The sequence below is a fragment of the Mesorhizobium sp. WSM4829 genome, from assembly GCF_055811475.1.
Window position 1 is genome coordinate 53607 of record NZ_JBVVQJ010000026.1, and the last position, 23923, is coordinate 77529.

Annotated in this window: 21 protein-coding genes and 1 pseudogene; 10 read left to right on the forward strand and 12 right to left on the reverse strand. The window is 62.2% G+C overall.

The features are described from left to right. Positions 1–4 precede the first annotated feature (4 nt). From AC0L17_RS23010 to AC0L17_RS23020, 3 genes and pseudogenes are all read right to left on the reverse strand, one after another. Positions 5–541: a FecR domain-containing protein gene (locus tag AC0L17_RS23010; protein ID WP_473494474.1), complete on the reverse strand. Its 537-nt coding sequence runs from the start codon at positions 539–541 to the stop codon at positions 5–7. Between the two features lie 41 nt (positions 542–582). Continuing rightward, entirely contained in the window at positions 583–993 is a 411-nt protein-coding gene (locus tag AC0L17_RS23015; protein WP_473517513.1) for a hypothetical protein, read from the reverse strand. Positions 994–1000: 7 nt separating this feature from the next. Then, positions 1001–1207 (reverse strand): annotated as a pseudogene (locus AC0L17_RS23020) (PIN domain-containing protein); the annotation flags it as partial. On the opposite strand from AC0L17_RS23020, the gene AC0L17_RS23025 reads away from it, so the two are divergent. Continuing rightward, complete coding sequence (locus AC0L17_RS23025; protein WP_473517514.1) at positions 1164–1391, forward strand: hypothetical protein; 228 nt, start codon at positions 1164–1166, stop codon at positions 1389–1391. The pseudogene AC0L17_RS23020 and the gene AC0L17_RS23025 overlap by 44 nt on opposite strands. Positions 1392–1707: 316 nt before the next feature. On the opposite strand, the gene AC0L17_RS23030 is transcribed toward AC0L17_RS23025, so the two are convergent. Next, positions 1708–2037, reverse strand: coding sequence for a CDC27 family protein (locus tag AC0L17_RS23030; RefSeq protein ID WP_473517515.1), 330 nt, complete (start codon positions 2035–2037; stop codon positions 1708–1710). A 319-nt stretch (positions 2038–2356) separates the two neighbouring features. Here AC0L17_RS23030 and AC0L17_RS23035 point away from each other — a divergent pair, with 319 nt between their 5' ends. Then, complete coding sequence (locus AC0L17_RS23035; protein ID WP_473517516.1) at positions 2357–3679, forward strand: adenylate/guanylate cyclase domain-containing protein; 1323 nt, start codon at positions 2357–2359, stop codon at positions 3677–3679. A gap of 167 nt (positions 3680–3846) precedes the next feature. Here the strand turns inward: AC0L17_RS23035 and AC0L17_RS23040 are convergent, their stop codons facing one another. Together AC0L17_RS23040 and AC0L17_RS23045 are read right to left on the reverse strand one after the other, a co-directional pair. Further along, positions 3847–4749 carry a dienelactone hydrolase family protein gene (locus AC0L17_RS23040; protein WP_473517517.1) on the reverse strand — a complete coding sequence of 301 codons (903 nt, stop codon included), beginning with the start codon at positions 4747–4749 and terminating at the stop codon, positions 3847–3849. A 243-nt stretch (positions 4750–4992) separates the two neighbouring features. After that, positions 4993–5751 (reverse strand): rhodanese-like domain-containing protein, encoded by a 759-nt coding sequence (locus tag AC0L17_RS23045; RefSeq protein WP_473517518.1) that lies wholly within the window; start codon positions 5749–5751, stop codon positions 4993–4995. Between the two features lie 318 nt (positions 5752–6069). Between AC0L17_RS23045 and AC0L17_RS23050 the strand changes: the two genes are divergently transcribed. Both AC0L17_RS23050 and AC0L17_RS23055 read left to right on the forward strand, forming a co-directional pair. Further along, positions 6070–6228 carry an alpha/beta fold hydrolase gene (locus tag AC0L17_RS23050; protein WP_473517519.1) on the forward strand — a complete coding sequence of 53 codons (159 nt, stop codon included), beginning with the start codon at positions 6070–6072 and terminating at the stop codon, positions 6226–6228. A 385-nt stretch (positions 6229–6613) separates the two neighbouring features. Beyond that, positions 6614–9775 (forward strand): adenylate/guanylate cyclase domain-containing protein, encoded by a 3162-nt coding sequence (locus AC0L17_RS23055; RefSeq protein WP_473517537.1) that lies wholly within the window; start codon positions 6614–6616, stop codon positions 9773–9775. 301 nt (positions 9776–10076) lie between these two features. On the opposite strand, the gene edd is transcribed toward AC0L17_RS23055, so the two are convergent. The 3 genes from edd to zwf all read right to left on the reverse strand — a co-directional run bounded on the left by edd (position 10077) and on the right by zwf (position 14154). Next, positions 10077–11921, reverse strand: coding sequence for a phosphogluconate dehydratase (gene edd / locus AC0L17_RS23060; protein WP_473517520.1), 1845 nt, complete (start codon positions 11919–11921; stop codon positions 10077–10079). A 65-nt stretch (positions 11922–11986) separates the two neighbouring features. Further along, the gene (pgl, locus tag AC0L17_RS23065; RefSeq protein WP_473517521.1) at positions 11987–12703 is read right to left on the reverse strand and encodes a 6-phosphogluconolactonase; all 717 of its coding nucleotides are present in this window, start codon (positions 12701–12703) and stop codon (positions 11987–11989) included. Further along, a complete protein-coding gene (gene zwf, locus AC0L17_RS23070; RefSeq protein WP_236375126.1) occupies positions 12685–14154 on the reverse strand; it encodes a glucose-6-phosphate dehydrogenase in 1470 nt (489 codons plus the stop codon). Before zwf ends, pgl begins: the two co-directional genes overlap by 19 nt. Positions 14155–14462: 308 nt before the next feature. Between zwf and AC0L17_RS23075 the strand changes: the two genes are divergently transcribed. Then, complete coding sequence (locus AC0L17_RS23075; RefSeq protein WP_473517538.1) at positions 14463–15209, forward strand: SDR family oxidoreductase; 747 nt, start codon at positions 14463–14465, stop codon at positions 15207–15209. A gap of 112 nt (positions 15210–15321) precedes the next feature. On the opposite strand, the gene AC0L17_RS23080 is transcribed toward AC0L17_RS23075, so the two are convergent. From AC0L17_RS23080 to AC0L17_RS23090, 3 genes are all read right to left on the reverse strand, one after another. Beyond that, the gene (locus tag AC0L17_RS23080; RefSeq protein ID WP_288142191.1) at positions 15322–16158 is read right to left on the reverse strand and encodes an SH3 domain-containing protein; all 837 of its coding nucleotides are present in this window, start codon (positions 16156–16158) and stop codon (positions 15322–15324) included. A gap of 228 nt (positions 16159–16386) precedes the next feature. Further along, a complete protein-coding gene (locus AC0L17_RS23085) occupies positions 16387–17670 on the reverse strand; it encodes an NAD(P)/FAD-dependent oxidoreductase (RefSeq protein ID WP_473517539.1) in 1284 nt (427 codons plus the stop codon). A gap of 159 nt (positions 17671–17829) precedes the next feature. After that, entirely contained in the window at positions 17830–19266 is a 1437-nt protein-coding gene (locus AC0L17_RS23090; RefSeq protein ID WP_027156302.1) for a glutamine synthetase family protein, read from the reverse strand. 149 nt (positions 19267–19415) lie between these two features. On the opposite strand from AC0L17_RS23090, the gene AC0L17_RS23095 reads away from it, so the two are divergent. The 5 genes from AC0L17_RS23095 to AC0L17_RS23115 all read left to right on the forward strand — a co-directional run bounded on the left by AC0L17_RS23095 (position 19416) and on the right by AC0L17_RS23115 (position 23916). Then, a complete protein-coding gene (locus AC0L17_RS23095; protein WP_473517522.1) occupies positions 19416–20132 on the forward strand; it encodes an HAD family hydrolase in 717 nt (238 codons plus the stop codon). A 304-nt stretch (positions 20133–20436) separates the two neighbouring features. Then, complete coding sequence (locus AC0L17_RS23100) at positions 20437–21318, forward strand: metal ABC transporter substrate-binding protein (RefSeq protein WP_198032843.1); 882 nt, start codon at positions 20437–20439, stop codon at positions 21316–21318. Continuing rightward, positions 21315–22220 (forward strand): manganese/iron ABC transporter ATP-binding protein, encoded by a 906-nt coding sequence (locus AC0L17_RS23105; RefSeq protein WP_473517523.1) that lies wholly within the window; start codon positions 21315–21317, stop codon positions 22218–22220. Before AC0L17_RS23100 ends, AC0L17_RS23105 begins: the two co-directional genes overlap by 4 nt. After that, on the forward strand, positions 22217–23074 hold the full coding sequence (gene sitC, locus AC0L17_RS23110; protein WP_473517524.1) for an iron/manganese ABC transporter permease subunit SitC: 858 nt from the start codon (positions 22217–22219) through the stop codon (positions 23072–23074). Before AC0L17_RS23105 ends, sitC begins: the two co-directional genes overlap by 4 nt. Continuing rightward, positions 23071–23916 carry a metal ABC transporter permease gene (locus tag AC0L17_RS23115; protein WP_473517525.1) on the forward strand — a complete coding sequence of 282 codons (846 nt, stop codon included), beginning with the start codon at positions 23071–23073 and terminating at the stop codon, positions 23914–23916. The genes sitC and AC0L17_RS23115 overlap by 4 nt, the downstream gene beginning before the upstream one ends. Positions 23917–23923: the final 7 nt, after the last annotated feature.

The following is a 23923-nucleotide window of genomic DNA, read 5'->3' on the forward strand; positions in this document are numbered from 1 at the left end:
TAGCTTACTGACCGAAACGCGCCATCAATGCCGAAACACGTGCGGCGGGCCAGCGCTTGACCGTCAGTGTGCCTGTTCCTGCTTCCACATCGACGCCTTCACCCGGCCCGAGGACTACGCCAGCATTGGACGCCGGCCTTTGCACGGCGACGCGACCTTTGACGACGAAGACAGAAGTCTTGCCTCGGGCAACGTCGACTGCCCATTTTGTACCTCGCACCGCGGCGATCGCCTGCGGGGTGACGACAGCGAAGCCACCCCGGACCCTGCCGGCTGGAGCATCGAGCAACAGCGCCTTGCGCCGTAATCTGACCGCATCGGCACTACCATTTCGATCACGGTCCACCAGTGCAAAACGAGCGCCATCTTCCGCAATGATGGTAAGGCCTTGCCGGCATCTCAGAATTTGTCGGGACGTACCTGCTACCAGTCGGAACGTACAGCCGGCGTTATTCGACTGCGCTGAAGCGGTATCCACCCAGAAGACACAGGCAAGCATGCAGGCCATCAGGCTCCGGAGATATCGGCCACTTGCGCTCATGAACGTCTCCTTGCTTTTGCGAGAATCTGCGGCAAGAAAATCTATGCATTGTCTTCTGCGGTCAGCTTGGCAGTATACTCATGCGTACGAACCGGCACTTGCAGCCGCGTTGCCTTAGAGGTAGCACGGTGCCGACCAGCGATCTTAGCACGATAGCTTGCTCCAACACCAAATAAGGCGACATCAAGCCGTTTGAAGCGGCCGCGATGCGAATGTCGCGCGGCGACGCTGCTGTTCGGCTCATCTGCCAGAACTCGCAGGTCGCACCATTTCGCGACATTCTGACCGCTTCTCCAAAGCTGATCTTCGAGCAGCGGCAGCAGTCGACCTTCGCGATACGCCGTCGAACAGCAGAACAAGATCGGCAGGGGGCTGGCGGTGGTCGCCTCCCTCCTGACTGAAATCGGTCTTGTTGTGCGTGATGAAGGCGAATTCGTCGCCTGCGGTGCCATCACGACCCATCTGGTCGGCGTAAATCTCGATGATTATGGCGTCCCCGATGCTGTTCTTCTGTCTGTGGTAAGGAGCAACGCCCGCTAGCGCTCGGTCGGCAGCGCGGGCCTTGACGGCCTGCGTGGCCGGAACCGCCTCCGAAGCGAAAAGTAGTTGCTCGATGCGCTCGATGGATTCGTTGACGGGCCTCGCCTTTGTAGACGGCCGAATGATCCACCTCGTTCAGGGCCTTTATCGTCGCGTCGACCTCGCTCTCATCCCCGAATCGCCGCACTCGGACGAGGCTGAAGTGCGACTGCAGGCTACGCTTTGCGTCGGCGGCCACGCGGTCTTTGTTCTGGGCGAACTCGCCCAGGACCACCTGCGGCACGATGAGACCGAAGTCCTCATGGTCTAGGAAGTCCTCGAGAGCCGCGATGACTGGCTGGTTCCGATAGTCCTTGCGAGGTCCAACCAGACGCACGTGTCGATAAGGCGACGCATCGAAATCCCCCTTTCGGTTCAGCCTAGACGTTGCGGAAAGGATTCGGAAGAACGACGGCTGCGGGTGGTGAGCGGTCGCCCGTTCTGACCAGCACGAACGAGCATCTTGCGCCATGAGCTGACGTAGCCAAAGATTTCCCCAACGTCGCGACTCGATGTTGAGCGGACTTTTCGAGCGTGCGCTCTTTCGCCAAGTGCTCATCAAGGTGAGTGAACAGGCCGTTCGCCGTTTATTTCGGCAATCCGGCCTTGCGATAGCCCTCGACGAAACGTTGGACCGTCTCCGCGTCGCGTGCGGGTTGTGCAGCGGCCCAATGACCAATCGTGAAGTTCGGAGTCTTCGCTATGAACAGGGCTGCCTCACGCATGGCCTCGTCGGTGCGCCCAAGCTGTGCAAGGCAAGCGGCTAGTATGCGGCGTGAGCCGCTGCGGTAGGTAGCGTCGTTGCGCAGAATCTTGACGGCTTCGTCATATCGGCGGGCTGCGTAGTAAGCGAGCCCAAGCTCCCAATAATACCACGCAGCCGGATGCGGATTGAGGCGAAGCGCCTTTTGGGTCAATTCGATCGCTTCCGACGCGGCCGGCGAACGCCACGAGCTCCGACCACATGATCAGGGCATCGGCGGGCCTTTACCTCGCAGGGCTGGACTTCGCCTCCACCCGCAAGTCAGGCACAATATTGGCGATCGCCGAGGAAGCACCTCGCCTTGTCGAGCACATCGTAGGGCATTCGTGACGGCCTGTGTTGTGGCCTTCGGCCAAGAGCTGAAATGAATTCCACGCCAACGATCGACGCTGAAAAACTACGGGTTCCATCCAGAAGCAGCAGCTTGCCACATCGCTAGTGTGGATTGCTAATTGCGGTGTATGTTCGTCTGTATGCGACCCAAAACCCATTACGCCAAGGCGGGCGACATCAGTATCGCCTATCAGGTGACTGGCGATGGGCCAATAGATCTTATTCGGGTGCCAGGGTGGATCAGCAATATCGACTACGACTGGGAGTATCCGCCCCTGGCCAGACTGATTGAACGCTTCAGTCAATTTTCGCGCTTTATCCGCTTCGACAAACGCGGAACCGGACTTTCCGACCGCGACGTTGGATATCCCACGTTAGAACAACGCATGGAGGACGTGCACGCCGTGATGGATGCGGCCGGCTCCGATCGTGCCGTACTGTTTGGTACCTCTGAGGGCGGCAACATGTGCCTGCTATTTGCTGCTACCTATCCAGATCGGACCGCTGGCTTAATTCTGCATGGGTGTCAGGCGCGGGGCGAGTGGGCTCCTGACTACCCTTGGGCACCGACGAAGGACGAAACTGAAAAACAACTCGCAGAGCTGGGGAGAGATTGGGGCGGAGCCATCGACCTCAGAGACGGAGCTCCGAGTCTGTCAAACGATCAATTGGCTCAGGAATGGTCTGCGGCATACATGCGGTATTCGGCAAGCCCGCAGGCAGCGCTTAATATGTGGAAATTGGGTACCGAGGTAGACGTGCGGGGCATACTGTCGAGTATACGAGTCCCCACACTTGTCCTGCACAAAGAGCACGATAGATGGATAAAACAGGAAGAAGGGCGTTACCTCGCATCGAACACACCTAATGCCAAGTTCGTGCTATTGCCCGGCACGGATCACATCATCTGGGGTGACGGTCAGGATCGGCTCGTCGAGGAAATCGAGGAGTTTGTGACGGGGGTTCGCCCGGTTCAGTCATATGAGCGGGTGCTTCTCACCGTACTGTTTACAGACATTGTTGGATCTACCCGACTTGCCGTCGAGAAGGGCGATCAGCAATGGAAGGAACTGCTTCAGAAGCACCACGACGTGGCGCGCAATGAGTTCCATAGGCATAGTGGAACTGAAGTAAAGTCAACCGGAGATGGCTTCCTCGCGTCGTTTACAGGCCCGACACGAGCAATCAACTGCGCCACCGCAATTCGCAATCGGATGGCCAGCCTTAGCGTTCCCCTTCGTGCCAGCATTCATACCGGCGAATGCAATATCCGCGATGGAGACCTCAGTGGACTTACGGTTCATCTTGCGTCGCGGCTTCTCGCATACGCCGAACCGGCAGACATTGTTATTTCAAGAACGGTCAAGGACTTACTCGTTGGTTCAGATTTCAGGTTTGATGACAGAGGTGAGATCGAGCTAAGGGACATTCCAGGTCTTTGGCAGATCTATGCGATAAGGTGAATCCGAACGACACACAGGCGGGCGTTGAACGGCGGCATCCCCAGCCGTAGGCGACCATTGTAGCGTCTTGTATAATGGTCCGCACCGGGTCACGAATGCCGGTTCAACGAACCGTTGGGCCTCGGCACTGCCGATGTTTGTCGAGTTGGAGGGCAGACTGAATGCGGTCATGGACCCTTCATTTGCTTATTGAGGAAGGCAAACGTGTCCTTCGCCGACTGTTCGGTCACCTCTGCGCTGTATTGATACACGATCTCTTGGCCATAGACGCCGCGCATTCGCTCCCCCGCGCTGCCCAACTCCCGATGATCCCAAACATGTGTCGCATGGTAGACGATGTGTTCGACCGGATCCCCCTGCGCCTTCCGTTCCTCGAGTAGCGTCTTGCAACCGTTCATCGGCGGTCCGCCCTGCGTGTCCTGGTCGCCTATTTCAACCAGCAACGGCACGACGATCTTTTCAGGAATGAAGTGCATGTCGACGGGATGCAGCATCCCCGGCATCGGGAAGTTCTCGAAGAGACAAACCGGGTAAACCGACACGATAGCGCGGAATGGCTCGTTTGCATCCGGTCGCGACCGCCTCGATCCCGCGGCGGCGAGTCCTGTCATTGCACCCTGCGAAAAACCCATTAGAGCGATGCGAGCGGGATCGACGAAATGCTGCCGACGGAGGTGGTTGGCTGCATCGAACGCATCCTTCAGGAGCCGAGAAGCAGGGATGGCCAAGGGCCGGACACAGTTGTCGTTGACTCCGCGCGGAGCCAGCGGATCAATGACGAGCGCCGCGTACCCGTGCTCGACGGCACGCCGCGCCCAATCGAAGGTGTTCGAGGTGTAGAGATGTCCATAGCAGGTGGGCATGATGACGAGCGCCGGAAAAGGGCCCTCGCCAACAGGCTTGAACATCATGCTTTCGCGTCCGGCCGCAAGGTCCCGCGTCTGATCCGGAAGCGTCAAATCCGCGCTGTTAAAAGGCACGGCAAACTCATCGAACTGATCATCAGATCCAGCAGCAGTTGTCGCCAGCACAACCGCGATTGCGGTAGCAGCCAATGATGGAAAAGACATCGTTCGGCCTTTCTAACTCCGGTGCGAGCACGAAGCATTGTAAGCCCCATGGCGACGGCCACGTCGGTCTCCTGGAATCGACCCCCAAAGTCGCCTTCAACACGAAAGCGAACAGCAAGTGTGCGAGCCTTCTCACCTGCGGCGTAAGGTTGTCCTCGGCAAGCACTTCGCGGACAAGACCGTTTGCCTTGCGAAAATCGGCCGTCCAAGTCGTCGCTCCACCAATTCCAAGCCGCAGTCCACTCACCACAATCGCGCGCTTTTGATGTCTTCGTAGCTCCCGCTGAAATAACTCGAGTTCCAGAACGCGTTCTGCGCGATCTCGGCAGCGACCTCGCCTGCCTCGTCAGAGTTCGTGCCGAAAACCACGATGCGAGTGCCTTTGTCGGTATTGGGAAGCCGCCCGTCCTCATTGGCGGCCTTAGCCTCGCCTTTGCGCACGTTCACGGAACCCGGAAGCGTGTCGGCCTTGAAAGTCTCTGGAGGGCGCGCGTCAACGAACACCGCCGTGCGGTCATCCTTCAAGATGTAAGCGAGGCCCTCGAAATCCGTCTGGACCGTGTTGCCCAGTGCCCGCCAGACCGGAAGCCCAAGCTGATACCGGCGGACGTCCGTGTATCCTTTTTCGAGCAACGGCTTGGCAGTCCGCTTCGACTTCCCGCAGTAAGGCCCGTTGCAGTAAAGGACGATTGGCGTAGCCCGATCAGGATAAGAGTCGAAAATCTGATCGAGATTGTCACCGTAGCTGCCGTCGCTGCGAAGAACACCGGGCATGCAAACACTGCCGGGGATGTGGGCAATGGCGCATTCCTTTGCTGAGCGCACGTCAAGCACCGTCGCTCCCGTTTTCAGGAGCTCAACCAATTCGGCAGTTGAAACTTCGGCTCCTTCGTCGGATTTTGCACCGCCCCAGGTTCCAGATCGGATGTCCTCGGCGGATACCGGAAGACTGAACATACCGGCTGCGACCAACAGAACTAATGAAAGTGATGTGCGTGTCATTCGAGACCTCCTGGCTGCGCGCCGATGCTCGTAGACGGGCTAAACGCCGACGATCTCATCCAACGGTGCACTGGTGATCTGAATGCTGGGCATCAAGTTGAGAGATGACGCGGGCAGTGACAATATACCCTTTCGGTCTCGGCCACTACGCTTATCTCCTGGTGGTCGATTTCGATCGGAACAGCCGACTACCCATCCCGCGAATCAGCCGCAGAGAATCCCGCAATTCGACTGTTTTCCCTCCAAACGAAAATACCTGAGATCGTGTCTGTTGATATTTGCAGCCTTGGAGACGAAGTATCCGTGGAGCTACTGACAGTGACATTTCGCGTATCGCCGAGATTCGCAACGAAGCGCGGCATTCGGCTTGCTTACGTTGAACTGGGCAACACAAACGGTATCCCGGTGCTGCTGCTGCACGGCTTCACCGATAGCGCTCACAGCTGGAGCCTGATCGCTCCGCAAATCGCGGGGTGAATGACGTCATTCCACTGGTTTGAGCCGTACAGCCCATTCAGCGTTGGAATCCGGCAGGGCTGATCCGGTCGCCTCGACAGTGCCAACAGCGGACATCCTCTTACCTCGTAACCTTCGCGTTTTTAACGTGACACCGTCATGCCGGGTCGTGCGAAGTGCGGAAGGCAGATCTTCGCCCGCACGAACCCGCCGACAGTCGAGACAGGCCACACGCACCAGAAACTTCCCATCAGTGGATTGCGGTGACCGATTGAACCGACTTGAGTTCTGCAATCCACTCGGCTCGCTCGGCCGGCGGATGGCGCGCCCGAGTGATCTCGTGTAGGCTTGGCCCCGGAGGCAGCTTGCGCTGCACAGGTGGATGGACCGTCGCCTAGCCGCCGTGATGATCGCCGACGTCGTTGGCTATGGCCGTCTGAGCCAAGTCGACGAGGAGGGTACGCGCGCCCGCTTCCAGGCCAATCTCAAAGACATTTTCGAGCCCAAGATTGCCGCCCATCACGGCCGCCTCGTCAAGACGATGGGCGACGGCATCCTGGTGGAATTCCAAAGCGTCATCAATGCCTTGCGCTGCGCGGTCGACATCCAGCGCGCGGAAGGCGACCTAAACGCCGGCGCGCCCGCCGATGAGCGGCTGGAGTTCCGCATCGCCATCAATCTCGGCGACGTAATCGTCGAGGGCGACGATATCCACGGCAACGGCGTCAACATCGCCGACCGCCTGCAGGCCTTGGCGCGGCCGGGCGGTGTCGTGATTTCCGGGACCGCCTACGACCAGGTCACCAACCGGCTCGACGTGGGCTACGAGTACCTCGGCGAGCAGCGGATGAAGAACATCGTCGAGCCGGTTAGGGTCTATGGCGTTCTGACCGGCTTGACCTCCCCTGCGCCGGCCGCTGCCCCGCACGCGGGCAAAGTGGCGACGCGCCGATGGTTGTGGCCGGCCCTCGCGACGGCCCTCGTGATTGCGCTTGCGGGCGGAGCGGCCTGGTGGCGGCCATGGGCGCTCTCCCTTCCGCCGCCGGCTGCGGAGGTCGCCCCCGTTGCGGCGGAGCAAGCCGGCCCGGCCGCCGCGTCTGCGTCGCCCGCCGCCGCAACGGCCTCGGAAAAACCGTCGCTCGTGGTGCTCCCGTTCGACAATCTTTCCGACGACAAGGAGCAGGGCTACGTCGCCGACGGCATCACCGAGGATCTCACGACCGAGCTGGCGCGCATCCCCGGGCTCTTCGTCATCTCGCGCAATGCCGCCTTCACCTACAAGGGCAAGGCAGTACAGCCGACCGTCATCGCCAAGGAGCTCGGCGTTCGCTACCTGCTCGAGGGTTCCATCCGCCGGGTCGGCGACGACATTCGCATCAACGCGCAGCTCATCGACGGCGAGAGCAGCGGACACATGTGGGCGGAACGCTTCGACGGCGCGTGGGGCGATGTTTTCATGCTGCAGGACGAGTTGGTCGGGCAGATCGCGACCGCGCTCAAGCTGCGGCTGATCGAAAGCCAGCGCGCCGCCCAGATCGCCGGCGGCACGAGCAATCCCGCCGCCTATGACGCTTGGTTGCGGGGATTGGAGCTCGAAAGCCGCGGGACGGAAGACGTCGCGAAGGCGGCGACCTACTACCAGCAGGCAGTCGCCCTCGACCCCGATTATGGGCGGGCCTGGGCTTCGCTCGCTTGGCTGCATTGGAACACCCCCGGCCCCGAGCAGCTAACGGCGCTTGGCATCACCTGGGTCGAAAACCAGCGCAAACTCGACGAAGCCTTGCGGGAGGCCGAAAAGCGTCCCTCCCCAACCTACTATCAGATACTGGCGGAGCACCTCGTTCGGCAGCAGAAATCGGACGAGGCGATCGTGGCGTTGGAGAAGGCCATCGCGCTCGATTCGAGCGACGCCTGGAACTACGAGACGATGAGCTCGGCGTTGACGTTTAACGGGCGGCCTGCGGAAGGGCGTGGCTACATCGACGCAGCGGCGCGTGTCGACCCGGCGTGGAACGGCTGGCGCCATTACCTGGTGGCCCTCGCCTACTTCTCGATGGATCGCTTCGACGAAGCCGTTGCGTCGCTCGAGAAGATCGAACCGCGGTCGGGCGAGTACGGCTGGTTCTGGAGCAACGTCTATGGCCTGATGCTGGGGATATCGGCCTACGGTCACCTTGGGCAGACCGACAAGGTCGCCACCCTCAGAGCGCGCCTCGATCCCATGTTGAAGGAATCCGACAATGGCCAGCTCACCGGTCTGCTGGCACAGGTATTCTTTGTGTACAAGAACGATGCCGATACCAAGCGGCTGCTCGAGGGGCTGCGGAAGGCGGGTGTGCCCGAGCTCTCCTTCGGGTTCGAACCGAAGTCGAAGGACCGGCTCAGCGGCGAAGAGATCCGGAGGCTCACCTTCGGCCACCAGTTTGAAGGACGCCTGCTCAACACTGGGGAGCGATATTCGAGGACGACAGATGCCCACGGCTTCGCCCACATCAGGATCGGCCCGGACACAATCGACGCGCCCAACACGATCGAGGGTGACACGATCTGTCTCAACCAGATCCCGACCCAAGGGCAACGAAGCTGTTCAGCGATATTCCGCAACCCAGGGGGCACCCCGGCTCAAAAGAACGAGTACCTGCTGTTCAACCAGTCGCGCCGCTTCGAGTTCTCCGTCGTGAAGGGAGCAGGCGAGGAATCCCCGGCGCAGGCCTACAGGTCGGCCGCCGAGGTCGCGCACGGCGGCGCGCTGCTCCACGACGAGGCGATTGCCAACCTGGAGCGCGCAGTCGAGATCGAGCCGAAGAACAGCGGGGACCTGTGGAGCGCTGCCAAATGGCTGATCCTCGCGGACCGAGCGCCGGATGCGCAAGCGCGCATCGATACTGCGATCGGGCTCGATCCCGGCTCGGAGGCAGCGAACTGCGTTGTAGCGGGGCTCCTGCGATTTGCCGGAGATCGCCTCGACGAGGCTGCCGCAACACTCGAAAAGTGCGCCGCCGACCATCCCTACGATTCGGATGCCAGGCTTCTCCTGGTCGCGACCTACGGGCATCTCGGCCGCCCGGCCGAGGCGGCGCCGCACTACGTCAAGGTCCGCGCGGGCGAGCCGTGGACCATCATGTGGGCAGGCCAGAGGTTTCCGTTCAAGATGCCGGACGACGCCCGCCGCCTCCGCGAAGGTCTTCAGAAGGCCGGGGTCGCGGAGCTGCCGGAGCCCTACGATCCGGCGTCGGGCGATCGGCTGTCTGGAGACGAGATCCGGTCACTCGTCCTTGGGCACACGCTCAACTACCGCAACATCGGTGAGGAGCCGGGCATGAAGGCCTCGACCGCCTTTTCTAATGACGGCGTCGCTGCCCTGTCGCGCCCCGACGGTGTGCAGTCGGGGATCTACGTCAAGGAATGGGCTTCCGCCGTGGACGATCGCGCCATCTGCATCTCATGGCAAAGCTTCGGCCCCGAATGCGCGGCCATCTTTCGCAATCCGAACGGCACCGCAGCCGAGGAGAACGAGTTCCTTTGGATCAACGACATCAATCCGTGGTCGTTCTCGATCGCCAAGTGACCGTGCCCTGCACATCCACATCGACCTTGGCCTGGGGCACTATTCGACTATGTCTGGAACGGGTCATCAATACAGGTGCGCTTAACGTCCGGTTCCGTGAAGGAAAATAGGCCTCGGAATGTCCCGAAAGCGCCATGGGCGTGAATTCGGCCGGGGGCGAACGAGCTTCCGCTTTAGGTCGGACTTTGCCGTTTCTGAAGACGCAGAAGCCCTCGATCCCGCTCCCCGCCTGCATCGGCTACGAAAGGCAAAATTGCGTGGCAATCGACGGCCAGCGTCAGACGGCCGCGAGCCGCCCTTTTCACTGCAGCGCGAATTCCGCCACGTTGTTTGCGAATGCGCTGGCGCCGTGGTCGGCACGGCCGACCATTTGCCGCAACCCGGCGAAAAGCTCGCGGCCAAAACCGAATTCATTGCCGACAAGATCGCTGTCCGCTGCTCGGCGCAGCGCGAAATCGCCTGCCGGCACCAAGACTTCCAGCGTACCGGCGTCGGCGTCGAGCCTGATGATGTCGCCGTCATGGATCCTGGCGATCGGCCCGTCCTCGACCGCCTCCGGCGTCACATGGATCGCCGCCGGCACCTTGCCGCTGGCGCCCGACATGCGCCCGTCGGTGACCAGCGCCACATGCTGGCCGCGATCCTGCAGGACGCCGAGCACGGTGGTCAGCTTGTGCAGCTCCGGCATGCCGTTGGCTTTCGGGCCCTGGAAGCGGATGACGGCGATGAAATCGCCGGTCAACGTGCCGGCCTTGAACGCCTCGTTGAGCCCTTGCTGGCTGTCGAAAACCTTGGCAGGCGCCTCGATGATGCGCCGTTCCGGTTTTACGGCGGAAGTCTTGATGACGGCGTGGCCGAGATTGCCTGAGAGCATTTTCAGCCCGCCCGTCGGCTGGAACGCCTTCTTGAACGGCGCCAGCACTTTTTCGTCGCCGCTTTCGCGGGGCGAGGCCTCGCGCACCACGCCGCCATCGACGCCGAGCTTGGCCTCGACCGCATAAGGCCGCAGCCCTTCGCCCCAAACCGTCTGGACGTCCTCGTGCAATATTCCCTCGTCGAGCAGTTCGCGGATCAGGAAGCCGAGCCCGCCGGCTGCGTGGAAATGGTTCACGTCGGCAAGGCCGTTCGGATAGACCCGCGCCAGCAGCGGCACGGCTTCCGAAAGATCGGAAATATCCTGCCAGCTAATGGCGATGCCGGCCGCGGCCGCCATGGCGATCAGGTGGATGGTGTGATTGGTCGATCCGCCGGTGGCGTGCAGGCCGACGATGCCGTTGACGAACGAGCGCTCGTCGATCATCCGGCCGACCGGCGTGTAGGCGTTGCCGAGCGCGGTGATCGCCAGCGCCCGCTTCGTCGCCTCCCGGGTCAGCGCGTCGCGCAACGGCGTGCCGGGGTTGACGAAGGAGGCGCCCGGCGTGTGCAGGCCCATGATCTCCATCAGCATCTGGTTGGAGTTCGCCGTGCCGTAGAAGGTGCAGGTTCCCGGCCCGTGATAGGATTTGGACTCGGCCTCGAGCAGTTCGGCCCGTCCTGCCTTGCCTTCGGCATAGAGCTGGCGGACCTTGGCTTTCTCGTCATTGGGCAGGCCCGTCGTCATCGGCCCGGCCGGGATGAACACCGCCGGCAGATGGCCGAAGGTCAGCGCCGCGATCACCAGCCCCGGCACGATCTTGTCGCAGACGCCGAGATGGACGGCGGCGTCGAACATGTTGTGCGACAGGCCGATCGCCGCCGCCATGGCGATCACGTCGCGCGAGAACAGCGACAGCTCCATGCCGGGCTGGCCCTGGGTGACGCCGTCGCACATCGCCGGCACGCCGCCGGCGACCTGGGCAATGCCGCCGGCCTCGCGCGCCGCGTCCTTGATCAGCGCCGGAAATGTCTCGAAAGGCTGATGCGCCGACAGCATGTCGTTATAGGATGTGATGATGCCGAGGTTCGGCACGCGGTCGCCGCCCAACGCCAGCTTTTCCGAAGGGCTGCACACGGCAAAGCCGTGGGCGAGGTTGCCGCACGACAGCACGGCCCGGTTGGCGGTGCGGCTCGATGCCTCGGCGATGCGGCCGAGATAGGCCTCGCGCCCCGGTCTGGAGCGTTGGCGGATGCGCTCGGTGATGGCTTCGATGTCGCGTCTCGCGGTCATGGCGTCGGTCCTTTCAGGCGAGGTCCCGCAAACACGGCCGTGCGGGACCCCTTGGCAAGTTGAAATCAGGGTGCCCAGAAAACCTGTACGGGTTTCTCGGCTGCGTCGAGCACGGCGCGAATGGGCTTTCGCGTTTCCGATGCCATCGCGCTTTCGAATGCCGTGCGCTTGTCCTCACCCTCGATGTGCAGCGCGACGAAGCCGGCCCTGACGATCCGCGCCAGCGACAGCGTCAGCCGCGGCTCGCCGGCGCTTGTCGCGTGAACCGGGAGCACGACCCTTTCCGACGACGGGTCGAGCAGTGTTTCCAGATTGTCGGCGTCAGGAAAAAACGACGCGGTATGGCCATCGGTTCCCATGCCAAGCACGACCACATCGAGCGGCCAGGGCAGCGACCGCAACATCCTGCTATCGGCCTCCGACGTGTTGCCGACGCTTTCTGCCTCTTGGTAGAGCGGCACGAAACGTGCGGCTGCGGCGGCGTGTTGCAGAAGATTGGCGGCGACCAGCCCGGCGTTGGAGCGCGGCGAGGAGACCGGCACGCAACGCTCGTCGACCAGCGTCACCGTGACCTTGTTCCAGGCGATCGGGATGCTCGAAAGCGATGCGAAAAATTTCGCCGGCGTCGTGCCGCCGGAAACGGCGAGCAATGCCGTGCCGCGCTCATCGATCGCATTGGTCAGGCGGCCTGCGACATGGCCAGCAAGTGCTGCCGCCAGGTCCTGGCGTTCGGCAAATGCGTGCCAGTTGTAGGCGTCGCTGTTCAATTGCTCTCGTGCCATGTCCGCCCGTCGCGTTCGATCAGCGCAATCGAGGCGGAGGGGCCCCATGTGCCGGCGGTATAGCCCTGCGCCTCCTGCCTGGCGCCTTCCCATGCGTCCTGGATCGGGTCGATCCATTTCCACGCCGCCTCGACCTCGTCGCGGCGCATGAACAGCGTCTGGTTGCCACGGATGACGTCCATGATCAGTCGCTCATAGGCGTCGGGGGCGCGGCCGTCGAAGGATTGCGCGAAGCTCATATCGAGCGGGATCTGGCGCAGCCGCATGCCGCCAGGCCCCGGATCCTTGATCATGATGAACTGCTTGACGCCTTCGTCGGGCTGCAGCCGGATGACCAGCTGGTTGGCCGAGATCGGCCCGGCGCTGTCGCCGAAGATCGAATGCGGGATCGGCTTGAATTCGATGACGATCTCCGAAACGCGTGTCGCCAGCCGCTTGCCCGTCCTGAGGTAGAACGGCACGCCGGCCCAGCGCCAGTTGCCGATTTCGGCCTTGAGCGCAACGAAGGTCTCGGTGTTGCTGTTCTTGCCGAGCTCCTCGACATAGCCTTTCACCGGCCCGCCGGCCGAGGCCCCGGCACGGTATTGGCCGCGTACCGTGTGCTTGGGCGCTTCATTGCCGTTGATGCGTTTCAGCGCGCGCAGAACCTTCAGCTTTTCGTCGCGCACGGCGTCGGCGTCCATCGACGACGGCGCCTCCATGGCGACGAGGCAGAGAAGCTGCAGCATGTGGTTCTGCACCATGTCGCGCAGCGCGCCCGCCTTGTCGTAATAGGTGACGCGGTCTTCGAGGCCGACGGTCTCGGCCACGGTGATCTGGACATGATCGACATTGGCGGAATTCCACAGCGGCTCGTAGAGCGCATTGGCAAAGCGCAGCGCCATCAGGTTCTGCACTGTCTCCTTGCCGAGATAGTGATCGATGCGGAAAATCTGGCTTTCATGGAAATCGTCGCCGACCAAATCGTTGAGCTGGCGCGCCGAGGCGAGATCGCGCCCGATCGGTTTTTCCAGCACGATGCGCGAGTTCGGCGTGATCAGCCCGTTCTCTTTCAGCTTGTGTGAGATGTCGCCGAACAGCGCCGGCGCAACCGCCAGATAGAAGGCACGGATGCATTCGCTGTCGCCGATCGCCGTCTTCAATTTGTCGAAGCCCGCGCCGGTCGTCGCGTCAGCCGAGACGTAGGAAAGCCGGGCAAGGAACGTCTCCAATTCCGCGGCGTCGATATCAGCCGGTTTCACATGGTCGGAAATCGCCTGCCTGGCGAAAGCCTGGAATTCCTCGTCGGTCATTTTCGAGCGCGACGTGCCGATGATGCGCGTCGGTTCGGAAAACTGATGGCCGCGCTGGCGATGATAGAGTGACGGCAAAAGCTTGCGTTCCGACAGATCGCCGGTGCCGCCGAAAATGATGAAGTCGAAAGGGTCGACGGGAATGATCTGGCTGGTCATGGTCTGTCCGCTCTGACGCCGCTCGCTGTGGTGCGGTGGGTATAATCTAATCGATTTAGATTTTCCAGTGACACGGCGTCACATCCCAGGGCCAATCGGGTGTTTGCCGATTTGTCCTGAGGTGTGCCCTTGACACTGGCGCAACCCGGACGCTTGTCGGCGAGGTGGTTCCGGGAGGCCTTCGCGGATGCAGCATAGAGCGGGATCGAGGCGAAAGCCAAAGGAGAAATCGAGAGTATATTGATCTTTCGGCGGCCATTGCCGGAGGCTGCCGGAGCGGGGAGCCTTCAATCATGAGTGAGAAAGCCATGCGCCTGGAAAACAAAGTTGCCATCATCACCGGTGCCGCGTCAGGCTTCGGCGAGGGCATGGCCAAGCGTTTTGCCGAGGAGGGCGCCAAGGTTGTTGTCGCCGACCTCAACGCCAAGGGCGCCGAACGCGTCGCCAACGAGATCGGCCGGGCGGCGATCTGGACCCAGACGGACGTCTCGACCCGTTCCGAGTTCGACGAGATGGTCTATGCCGCAAAGAGTGCCTTTGGCCGCATCGACATCATGGTCAACAATGCCGGCTACACCCATCGCAACGGCGATATGCTCGAGGTCGACGAGACGACCTTCGATCTGATCACGGCCGTCAACATGAAGGCGATCTACCACGCCGCCCTGGCGGTCGTGCCGGTGATGGATAGGCAAGGCGGCGGCGTCATCCTGACCACGGCCTCGACCGCCGGCATCAGGCCGCGGCCCGGCCTCACCTGGTACAATGCGTCGAAGGGCTGGGCGATCACCGCGACCAAATCCATGGCGGTGGAACTCGCGCCGAAGAACATCCGCGTGAACTGCCTGTGCCCGGTCGCCGGCGAGACCGGCATGCTGGAAAAATTCATGGGCGCCGACACGCCCGAAATCCGCGAGAAATTCCGCGCGTCGATCCCACTTGGCCGGCTTTCGACGCCGCTCGACATAGCCAACGCGGCGCTCTGGCTGGCGTCGGACGAGGCGGCCTTCATCACTGGCGTGGCGCTGGAGATCGACGGCGGACGGTGCATCTGAGCCGTCCGGCCCTGTCGGTTTCAAGTTTGACCTGACCGTCCCTCGCACGCGGGCGGCTGATTGCGGCAGCCAAATGAGCCGTGGGCAACGTCAAAGAACGGCCTGACCGATGCTACGCGCCGGTCTTGACGAAGCTCTTGTAGATCCAGCCGCGTTTGCCGTTGTAGACGATCTGGCACCATTTCTTGCAGCCCATCACCTGAACCGAGGTCTTGGCCGGAATGGTGACGATGGCTGCCGCACTGTTCTTCGGACCGGTGCGCATGGTGACGCCCCTGAGGATACGTCCTGCCGCGCTCGCTGGCTTGGCCTCGACTTTGGCCTGGGTGCCATCCGTCTGTGTCGCGGCCGGCAGCGGCTTCGGGGTGGGGATGGCGGCGGTTGGCGCACCGTCCGTCGCCGCCTTGGCGGGAGCAGCGACTTTGGCAATCAATGCTGCCACTTTGGTTTTCGCTGCCGGATCGGCAAATGCCGCCGCGGTGGACGGCTTGTCTGCTTTTTCAGCCTGGCCCGCCGTCTGGCCGCCCGCCGTCTGGCCGGATGTGGTCTTCGGTCCCGATCCTGTCCAGCGGGGATCATTGGGCGCCAGCGCCGCTATCTCGGCCTTCGCTGCAACCACCGCCGACGAAATCGCATCAGTCTTGCTCGCAGCCTGCTGGGCCGCTTCTATCCGCGCGGCCGCGGCCGCGGCCGGCACGATCCTTGTCGTTTTCACCGGAATGCTGGAAACGATCTGCTCGGGACTGGCGACCGCTTGTCTCTCGGTGGCCGGCAATGCCAGCCATAGCGCCATCGCTGCCACGCCAAGCAGCGCTGCTGTTCCAAACGCGGCGATGACCAGATGCAGGTTCGACCGGATTTGCCGCCAGAACCTGGGCTGCATGTCGTAGCCAAACTGCATCGCAAAGCGCCGTCGTTCCGGCGCGCCGAAACTGAAGGGCTCTCTCACTCTTACAACCTCCATTTGCGGGCCAACGTTCTTACGACCTGTGCCGGAAAACCGGCATCTGGTCGGCATCGGTCCCAATCCAACGCGGGCAGGCCCGCAAAATCCCCCTTCGACTGCCCAGAACCGGCATCCTTTGCCGGCGATTGTGGCATCACTGCGCCCTTGCGGTGCGGATTCTGCACCTTTACGATCGATTCTGCAACTTGCAAGGGATTTTGCAACCTGTGGTTATATGCGGTCCCTCAAGGCATACCAGTTGAGCGCAAGAAACATCAGAGGCGCGCGCAAGCGCCGGCCACCGGGAAAGGCCGGGATGTTCAGGTCCTCGATCAGCCTCAGCCGGTCCCGGTTGCCGGCGACGGTTTCGGCATAGAGCTTGCCGAAAAAGTTCGACAGCATGACGCCGTGGCCGGAATAGCCGCCGACCGAGATCACATTGGGCATCACCTCGCGCACGAACGGTTTTCTCGGCATCGTGATGCCGACATAGCCGCCCCAGCCATGAGTGATCTCGACATCGCTGAGGTCAGGGTAAAGCTCGGCGATCTGCCGGCGGATGTGGACATGGATGTCTTTCGGATCGTTGACCGCGTAGATCTCGCGCCCGCCGAACAGCAGACGCCCATCCGTCGATTTGCGGAAGTAGCGCACGACGAAGCGGGAATCGTCGACCGCCTCACCGCCCGGCAACACGTTTGAATCCGCAAGCGGCACCGTCGCGCCGATGAAGGAGCCGATCGGCATGATATGCGCGGCGCTGATCGGCTCGAGCGTGCCGCCATGGGCGTTGACGCCGATCAGACATTTCTCGGCTGATATCGTGCCTTTCGGCGTCGTGACCCTGACCTTGCCGCCAACGGACGCGATGGCGGTCGCCGGCGTCTGCTCGAACAGCTGCGCGCCCGCGCGCGCTGCCACTTTTGCCGTGCCGATCACCAGCTTCAGCGGATGGATGTGCCCGGTGCCGGTGTCGCGGGTGCCGCCGAAATAGCGCGCCGAGCCCAACCGCTCCGCCGTCTCCCTGGCGTCCATGAAGCTGATGTGCGGATAGCCGAAGCGGTTCGCCATGATCTCGGCATGCGCCTTGTAGTCGTCGACATAGCGCTGCTTGTGCGCCACCGACATCTGGCCGGGCATGTAGTCGATCTCGATCTTGTTGACGGCGGCGAATTCGAGGAGATTCGCCTTGGCCTCTTCGGCGAGGTCGAACAGCGCCTTGGCCCGGGAAAAGCCGTATTCCGCTTCGAGCTCCTCGGCCCAGGCGCGCTGACCGGTGCCGAGCTGGCCGCCATTGCGGCCCGATGCGCCGTCGCCGAAACGATGCGCTTCGACCAGCACGACATTGCTGCCGGCCCTGGCGAGGTGCACCGCCGCCGACAGGCCGGTAAAACCGCCGCCAACGACGACGACGTCGCAGCTCAGGTCACCGTCAAGCGCCTTGTATTCGGGCCGTGGACCGGCCGTGTCCTCATACCAGGACCGGCCGGGGGAGATTGGGGATTGGTAGGTCAGGATTGCACCGCCTTTCGGCGGTGGTGAATAGTGAATGGTGAATGGTGAATGGACGACGAAGCGGCTCGCTTGCCATCGGCGAAGACGTCGTTCATTTCAACCATTCACCATTCACCATTCACCATTCACCATTCACCATTCACGCGACGAAGTCGCCACTCACACATTCAACAACAGATACTCCCGCTCCCACGGGCTGATCACTTCCATGAAGGTCTCGAATTCCGCCCGCTTGATCGCCGCATAGGTGGCGGCGAACGACTTGCCGAGCAGCGCGCAGAGTTCCTCGTCGGCTTCGAACAGGTCGACGGCCTCGAGCAGGCTGCGCGGCAGGTCGATCTCGGCCGCGTTGGCGGTGGTGAGAACCGGCGGTTCGGCCTTGATCTTGTTGGTCATGCCGATCAGCCCGCAGGCGAGCGATGCGGCCATCGCCAGATAGGGATTGGCGTCGGAGGAGGGGATGCGGTTCTCGACGCGCCTGGCTGCCGGGTCGGAGCGCGGGACGCGGAAGGCGGTGGTGCGGTTGTCGTAGCCCCATTTGTTGTTGACCGGCGCCGAAGCCGACTGCGTCAGCCGGCGATAGGAATTGACGTAGGGCGCAAACATCACCAGCGCGTTCGGCACATGTTTCTGCATGCCGCCGAGGAAATGGAAAAAGGCTTCGGTTTCCGAGCCGTCCTCGGCAGAAAAGACGTTCCTGCCGGTCTTCTTGTCGATGATCGATTGGTGGATATGCATGGCCGACCCGGGCTGCCCCTGGATCGGCTTGGCCATGAAGGTGGCATAGATCTCATGCTTCAGCGCCGCCTCGCGGATGGTGCGCTTGAACATGAACACCTGGTCGGCCAGTTCGATCGGATCGCCGTGGCGCAGATTGATCTCGAGCTGACCGGCGCCTTCCTCGTGGATCAGCGTGTCGATTTCCAGGCCCTGGCTTTCGGAGAAATGGTAGATGTCGTCGATCAGTTCGTCGAACTCGTTGACGCCGGCAATCGAATATCCGGCGCCACCGCCGATCGCCCGTCCCGAACGCCCGACCGGCGGGGTCAGCGGGTAGTCCGGATCGGGATTCTTGCGCACCAGGTAGAACTCGATCTCGGGCGCCACCACCGGCTTCAGCCCGCGCTTGTCGTAAGCGGCAAGCACACGCTTCAGCACGTTGCGCGGCGTGAACTCGACCGAGCGGCCGTCCTGGTGGACGAGGTCGCAGATGACCGCCGCCGTCGGATCCTCTTCCCACGGCACCACGGTCAGCGTCGAAAGGTCCGGCATCAGCTTGAGGTCGCCGTCGTCTTCCGGATAGTTGAAGCCGTTGCCGTTCTCAGGGTAGCCGCCGGAGATCGTCGTCATGAACACCGCCGAAGGCAGCGCCAGCGAGGTGTTGGAGGTGAATTTCTTCGACGGCATCATCTTGCCGCGCGCAACACCGGCCTGGTCGGGCGTGATGCATTCGATATCCTCGATGCCGCGCCACGCCAGCCAGGCGCCGACTTCCTTCCAGTTTTTCACACCACGTTGATTTTTCACGAAGGCAGGCGTGCGGATACGTCCTCCGCGGCTCGACGGACGGACTTCCTTTTTTGCAGGCGGCATCATTCACCAGATTGGGTTGCGGATTTGGGAGTATAGCCGGGGCCGGTGATGGAAGGGAAGGGGAGCCGGCCCTGCCTTCGCCCGCCAGTTGAAAATTGCTCCAGGCAGCTTAGGTTCGACGCAAGTTCAATGACCTCGCTTGAAGACGTCGCATGCGGAAAAATCATGAATTGACCACGATCGGCTTCGATGCCGACGACACGCTCTGGCAGAACGAGCAGTTCTTCCGCATCACCGAAAAGCGCTTTGCCGCGCTGCTCGCCGATCATGCCGAGGAGGAGCATATCTCGGCAAGATTGCTGGAAGCCGAGAAGCGCAACCTCGCCGTTTACGGCTTCGGCATCAAGGGATTTACCCTGTCGATGATCGAAACGGCGATCGAGATTACCGACGGCCGCGCGCCGGCCTCGGTCATCGCCGAAATTCTCGCCGCGGGCCGCGAGATGCTTGGCCATCCGATCGAGGCGCTGCCTCATGCGCGCGAAACCGTTGAAAAACTGGCGGATGCCTATCGCCTGGTGCTGATCACCAAGGGCGACCTTTTCGATCAGGAACGCAAGCTGGCGCAATCGGGCCTCGGTGACCTGTTCGATGCCGTCGAGATCGTCAGCGACAAGAGCCCCGCTACGTATACCAGCATCTTCAGCCGCCACGGTGATGGCGCCGAAAAAAGCATGATGGTCGGCAATTCGCTCAAGTCGGACGTGGTGCCGGCCATCGAGGCCGGCAGTTGGGGCATCCACGTGCCGCATGAGCTGACCTGGGCGCTGGAATATGTCGAGCCGCCGGTCACCGCGCCTCGCTTCCGCCAGATAGCCGATCTCTCGGAACTGCCCCGGCTGGTCGAAAGCATCGGGAAAGCCGGCTGATCGCGGGTCTCGGCGCCGGACCGGACGTGCGCGGCAGGCGTATCGATGCCGGACATTGCGCGTCGCAATCCTTGTTGTTCGCTCCGCCAAAGAGCCGCGCTGTCGCTGACCCTCCATCGCGCGGCCCCCTCCAACGCGCGGCTCTTGTACAATCGATGCCGTAAAATCGTTTTCTACTTGCAAATCAGTCGCAATTGCAGAATATGCGACAAGCGCGGCGTCACAGCGCCCGCGGGCATGCGAGTAATCGCGACAGGAGATTTTGATGATCGAGAGACACGGGCGATGGGTTGCCGTCGGGTTGATGGCTGCGGTTTTCGCTGCGGCAGTGGCTTCAAGCCCAGCGAAAGCGCAGGAAAAATTCAAGGCCGTGACGACCTTCACCGTCATCGCCGACATGGCGAAGAACGTGGCGGGCGACGCAGCGATCGTGGAATCGATCACCAAGCCGGGGGCGGAGATCCACAATTACGCGCCGACGCCGGGCGACATTCAGCGGGCTCAGGGCGCAAAGCTCATTCTGTGGAACGGGCTCAACCTCGAAGTCTGGTTCGAAAAATTCTTCCAGAACCTCAGTGACGTGCCCGGCGCCATCGTCTCCGAGGGCGTCCAACCGATGAGCATCGCTGAGGGACCCTATACCGGCAAACCGAATCCGCATGCCTGGATGTCGCCGACAAACGCGCTGATCTACGTCGACAACATCCGCGACGCCTTCGTCGAGCACGATCCGGCGCATGCCGAGACCTACAAGGCCAATGCGGAAGCCTACAAGGCAAAGATAGAGGCGGCCGTCGCGCCGATCCGCGATAAGCTCGCCTCGATCCCGCAGGACAGGCGCTGGCTGGTGTCGAGCGAAGGCGCTTTCTCGTACCTCGCACGCGATTTCGCGCTGAAGGAGCTTTATTTGTGGCCGATCAACGCTGACCAGCAAGGCACCCCGCAGCAGGTTCGCAAGGTGATCGACGCCGTCAGGGACAACAAGATCGTCGCCGTCTTCAGCGAAAGCACCGTGTCGGACAAGCCGGCCCGGCAGGTCGCGCGCGAGACGGGGGTCCATTACGGCGGCGTGCTCTACGTCGATTCCCTCAGCGAGGCGGACGGCCCGGTGCCGACCTATATCGACCTGCTGCGTGTGACATCGGATACAATTCAGAAAGGCCTCGCCGCAGGGCTGTCGCAATGAACGAAGCCGTTCCGCCTCTTGCCGCCGCGTCGCAGGATGCGGGAGGCGGTCTCGCCGTGCGCGGCGCGACCGTCACCTACCGCAACGGCCTCACGGCGCTGCGCGATGCGAGCTTTGAAATTCCGACAGGCACGATCACGGCACTTGTCGGTGTCAACGGCTCGGGCAAGTCGACGCTGTTCAAAGCCATCATGGGCTTCGTGCGGCTGGCAAAGGGAGAGATTCTTGTACTCGGACGGCCGGCCGCGGCCGCGCTGAGGAAGAACGTCGTCGCCTATGTGCCGCAGGCCGAGGAGGTCGACTGGGACTTTCCAGTACTGGTCGAGGACGTCGTCATGATGGGGCGTTACGGCCATATGGGCATGATGCGCCTGCCGAAGGCGGCTGATCGCGAGGCGGTTACATCAGCGCTTGCGCGTGTCGGCATGAGCGATTTCCGCAAGCGCCAGATCGGCGAGCTTTCGGGCGGGCAGAAGAAGCGCGTCTTTCTCGCTCGGGCGCTGGCGCAGGACGGGCGAGTCATCCTGCTCGACGAGCCCTTCACTGGCGTCGATGTCAGGACCGAGGACGCTATCATCGAACTGCTGCGCGCGCTCCGGGACGAAGGCCGGGTGATGCTGGTTTCGACGCATAATCTGGGTAGCGTGCCGGAGTTCTGCGACCGTGCCGTGCTGCTCCGCAACACGGTCCTTGCCTACGGGCCGACAGGCCAGACCTTCACGCAGGCGAACCTGGAAAAGGCTTTCGGCGGCGTCTTGCGTCATTTCGTGCTGGGCGGAGCCGGGCTGCATGAGGACGACGACAGGCGCCGCCTTGCCGTCATCACCGACGACGAGCGGCCACTGGTCTTCTACGGAGAGAACGGAGCCATGCAGCACAAGATGCGGGAACCGGACGAATGAGTGTCCTGCTCGAGCCATTCGGCTACGAATACATGCTCAATGCCATGTGGGTGTCCGCCCTGGTCGGCGGTGTCTGCGCCTTCCTGTCCTGCTATCTGATGCTGAAAGGCTGGTCGCTGATCGGTGACGCGCTCTCGCATTCGATCGTGCCGGGCGTCGCCGGCGCCTATATGCTGGGCCTTCCCTTCTCGATCGGCGCCTTCTTCTCCGGCGGGCTCGCCGCCGCAGTGATGCTCTTCCTCAACCAGCGGACCAAGCTGAAGGAAGACGCCATCATCGGCCTGATCTTCTCCTCCTTCTTCGGCCTCGGCTTGTTCATGGTGTCGCTGTCGCCGACCTCGGTGAATATCCAGACGATCGTGCTCGGCAACATTCTGGCCATCACTCCGGAAGACACGCTTCAGCTCGCCATCATAGGCTTCGTCTCGCTCGCCGTCCTGCTGGTGAAATGGAAGGATCTGATGGTGGTCTTCTTCGACGAGAGCCATGCCCGCTCGATCGGCCTCAACCCGAGCGCGCTCAAGATCATGTTCTTCATGCTGCTATCGGCCTCCACGGTCGCCGCGCTTCAGACCGTCGGCGCCTTCCTGGTCATCTGCATGGTGGTGACCCCCGGCGCGACCGCCTATCTTCTGACGGACCGGTTTCCGCGCCTGCTCGTCATCGCGGTCGTCATCGGCGCGGCGACGAGTTTCACCGGCGCCTATGTCAGCTATTTCCTCGACGGCGCCACCGGCGGCATCATCGTCGTGCTGCAGACTCTGATCTTTCTCGCCGCCTTCTTCTTCGCTCCCAAGCATGGAATGCTGGCAGCCCGCCGCCGCTCGGCGCGGGCCTTGGAGGCCAGCCTGTGAGCGTCCTCGATACACTGCTTACCCCCTTCCAGTTCGGCTTCATGGTCAATGCGCTGATTGCTTCGGTGCTGGTCGCCGTGCCGACGGCGCTGCTCTCCTGCTTTCTCGTTCTCAAGGGCTGGTCGCTGATGGGCGACGCCATCAGCCACGCCGTCTTTCCCGGCGTGGTCATCGCTTACATCCTCGGATTCCCCTATTCGATCGGCGCCTTCGCCGCCGGGATGGTCTGCGCTCTCGCCACCGGCTTCCTCAAGGACAACAGCCGCATCAAGCAGGACACGGTCATGGGCATCGTCTTCTCCGGCATGTTCGGCCTCGGCCTGGTGCTCTACGTAAAAATCCAGTCCGACGTGCATCTCGACCACATATTGTTCGGCGACGTTCTGGGCATCGGCCTGCGCGACATCGTCGAAACGGGGCTCATTGCTGCGATTACGGCCGGCATCATCGGCATCAAGTGGCGCGACTTCCTGCTGCACGCCTTCGACCCGGCTCAGGCGCGCGCGGTCGGTCTTCGGGTCAACCTGCTCCATTACGGCCTGCTTTGCCTGATCTCGCTCACCATCGTCGGCGCGCTGAAGGCGGTCGGCATCATCATGGCCATCGCCATGCTGATCGCGCCGGGCGCCATCGCCTTCCTGCTGACAAGAAAGTTCAGCGCCATGCTGATCCTGTCGGTGGCGATCGCGGTCGCCGCATCGTTCCTAGGCGTCTATCTGTCCTTCTTCATCGACAGCGCACCGGCGCCGACCATCGTTCTCATGCTGTCTGCCGCCTTCATCGCTGCTTTCGTCGTCACCACACTCAAGGCGGGTCGAATGGAGCTCGGCGAGGAGGGCTAGAAACTGG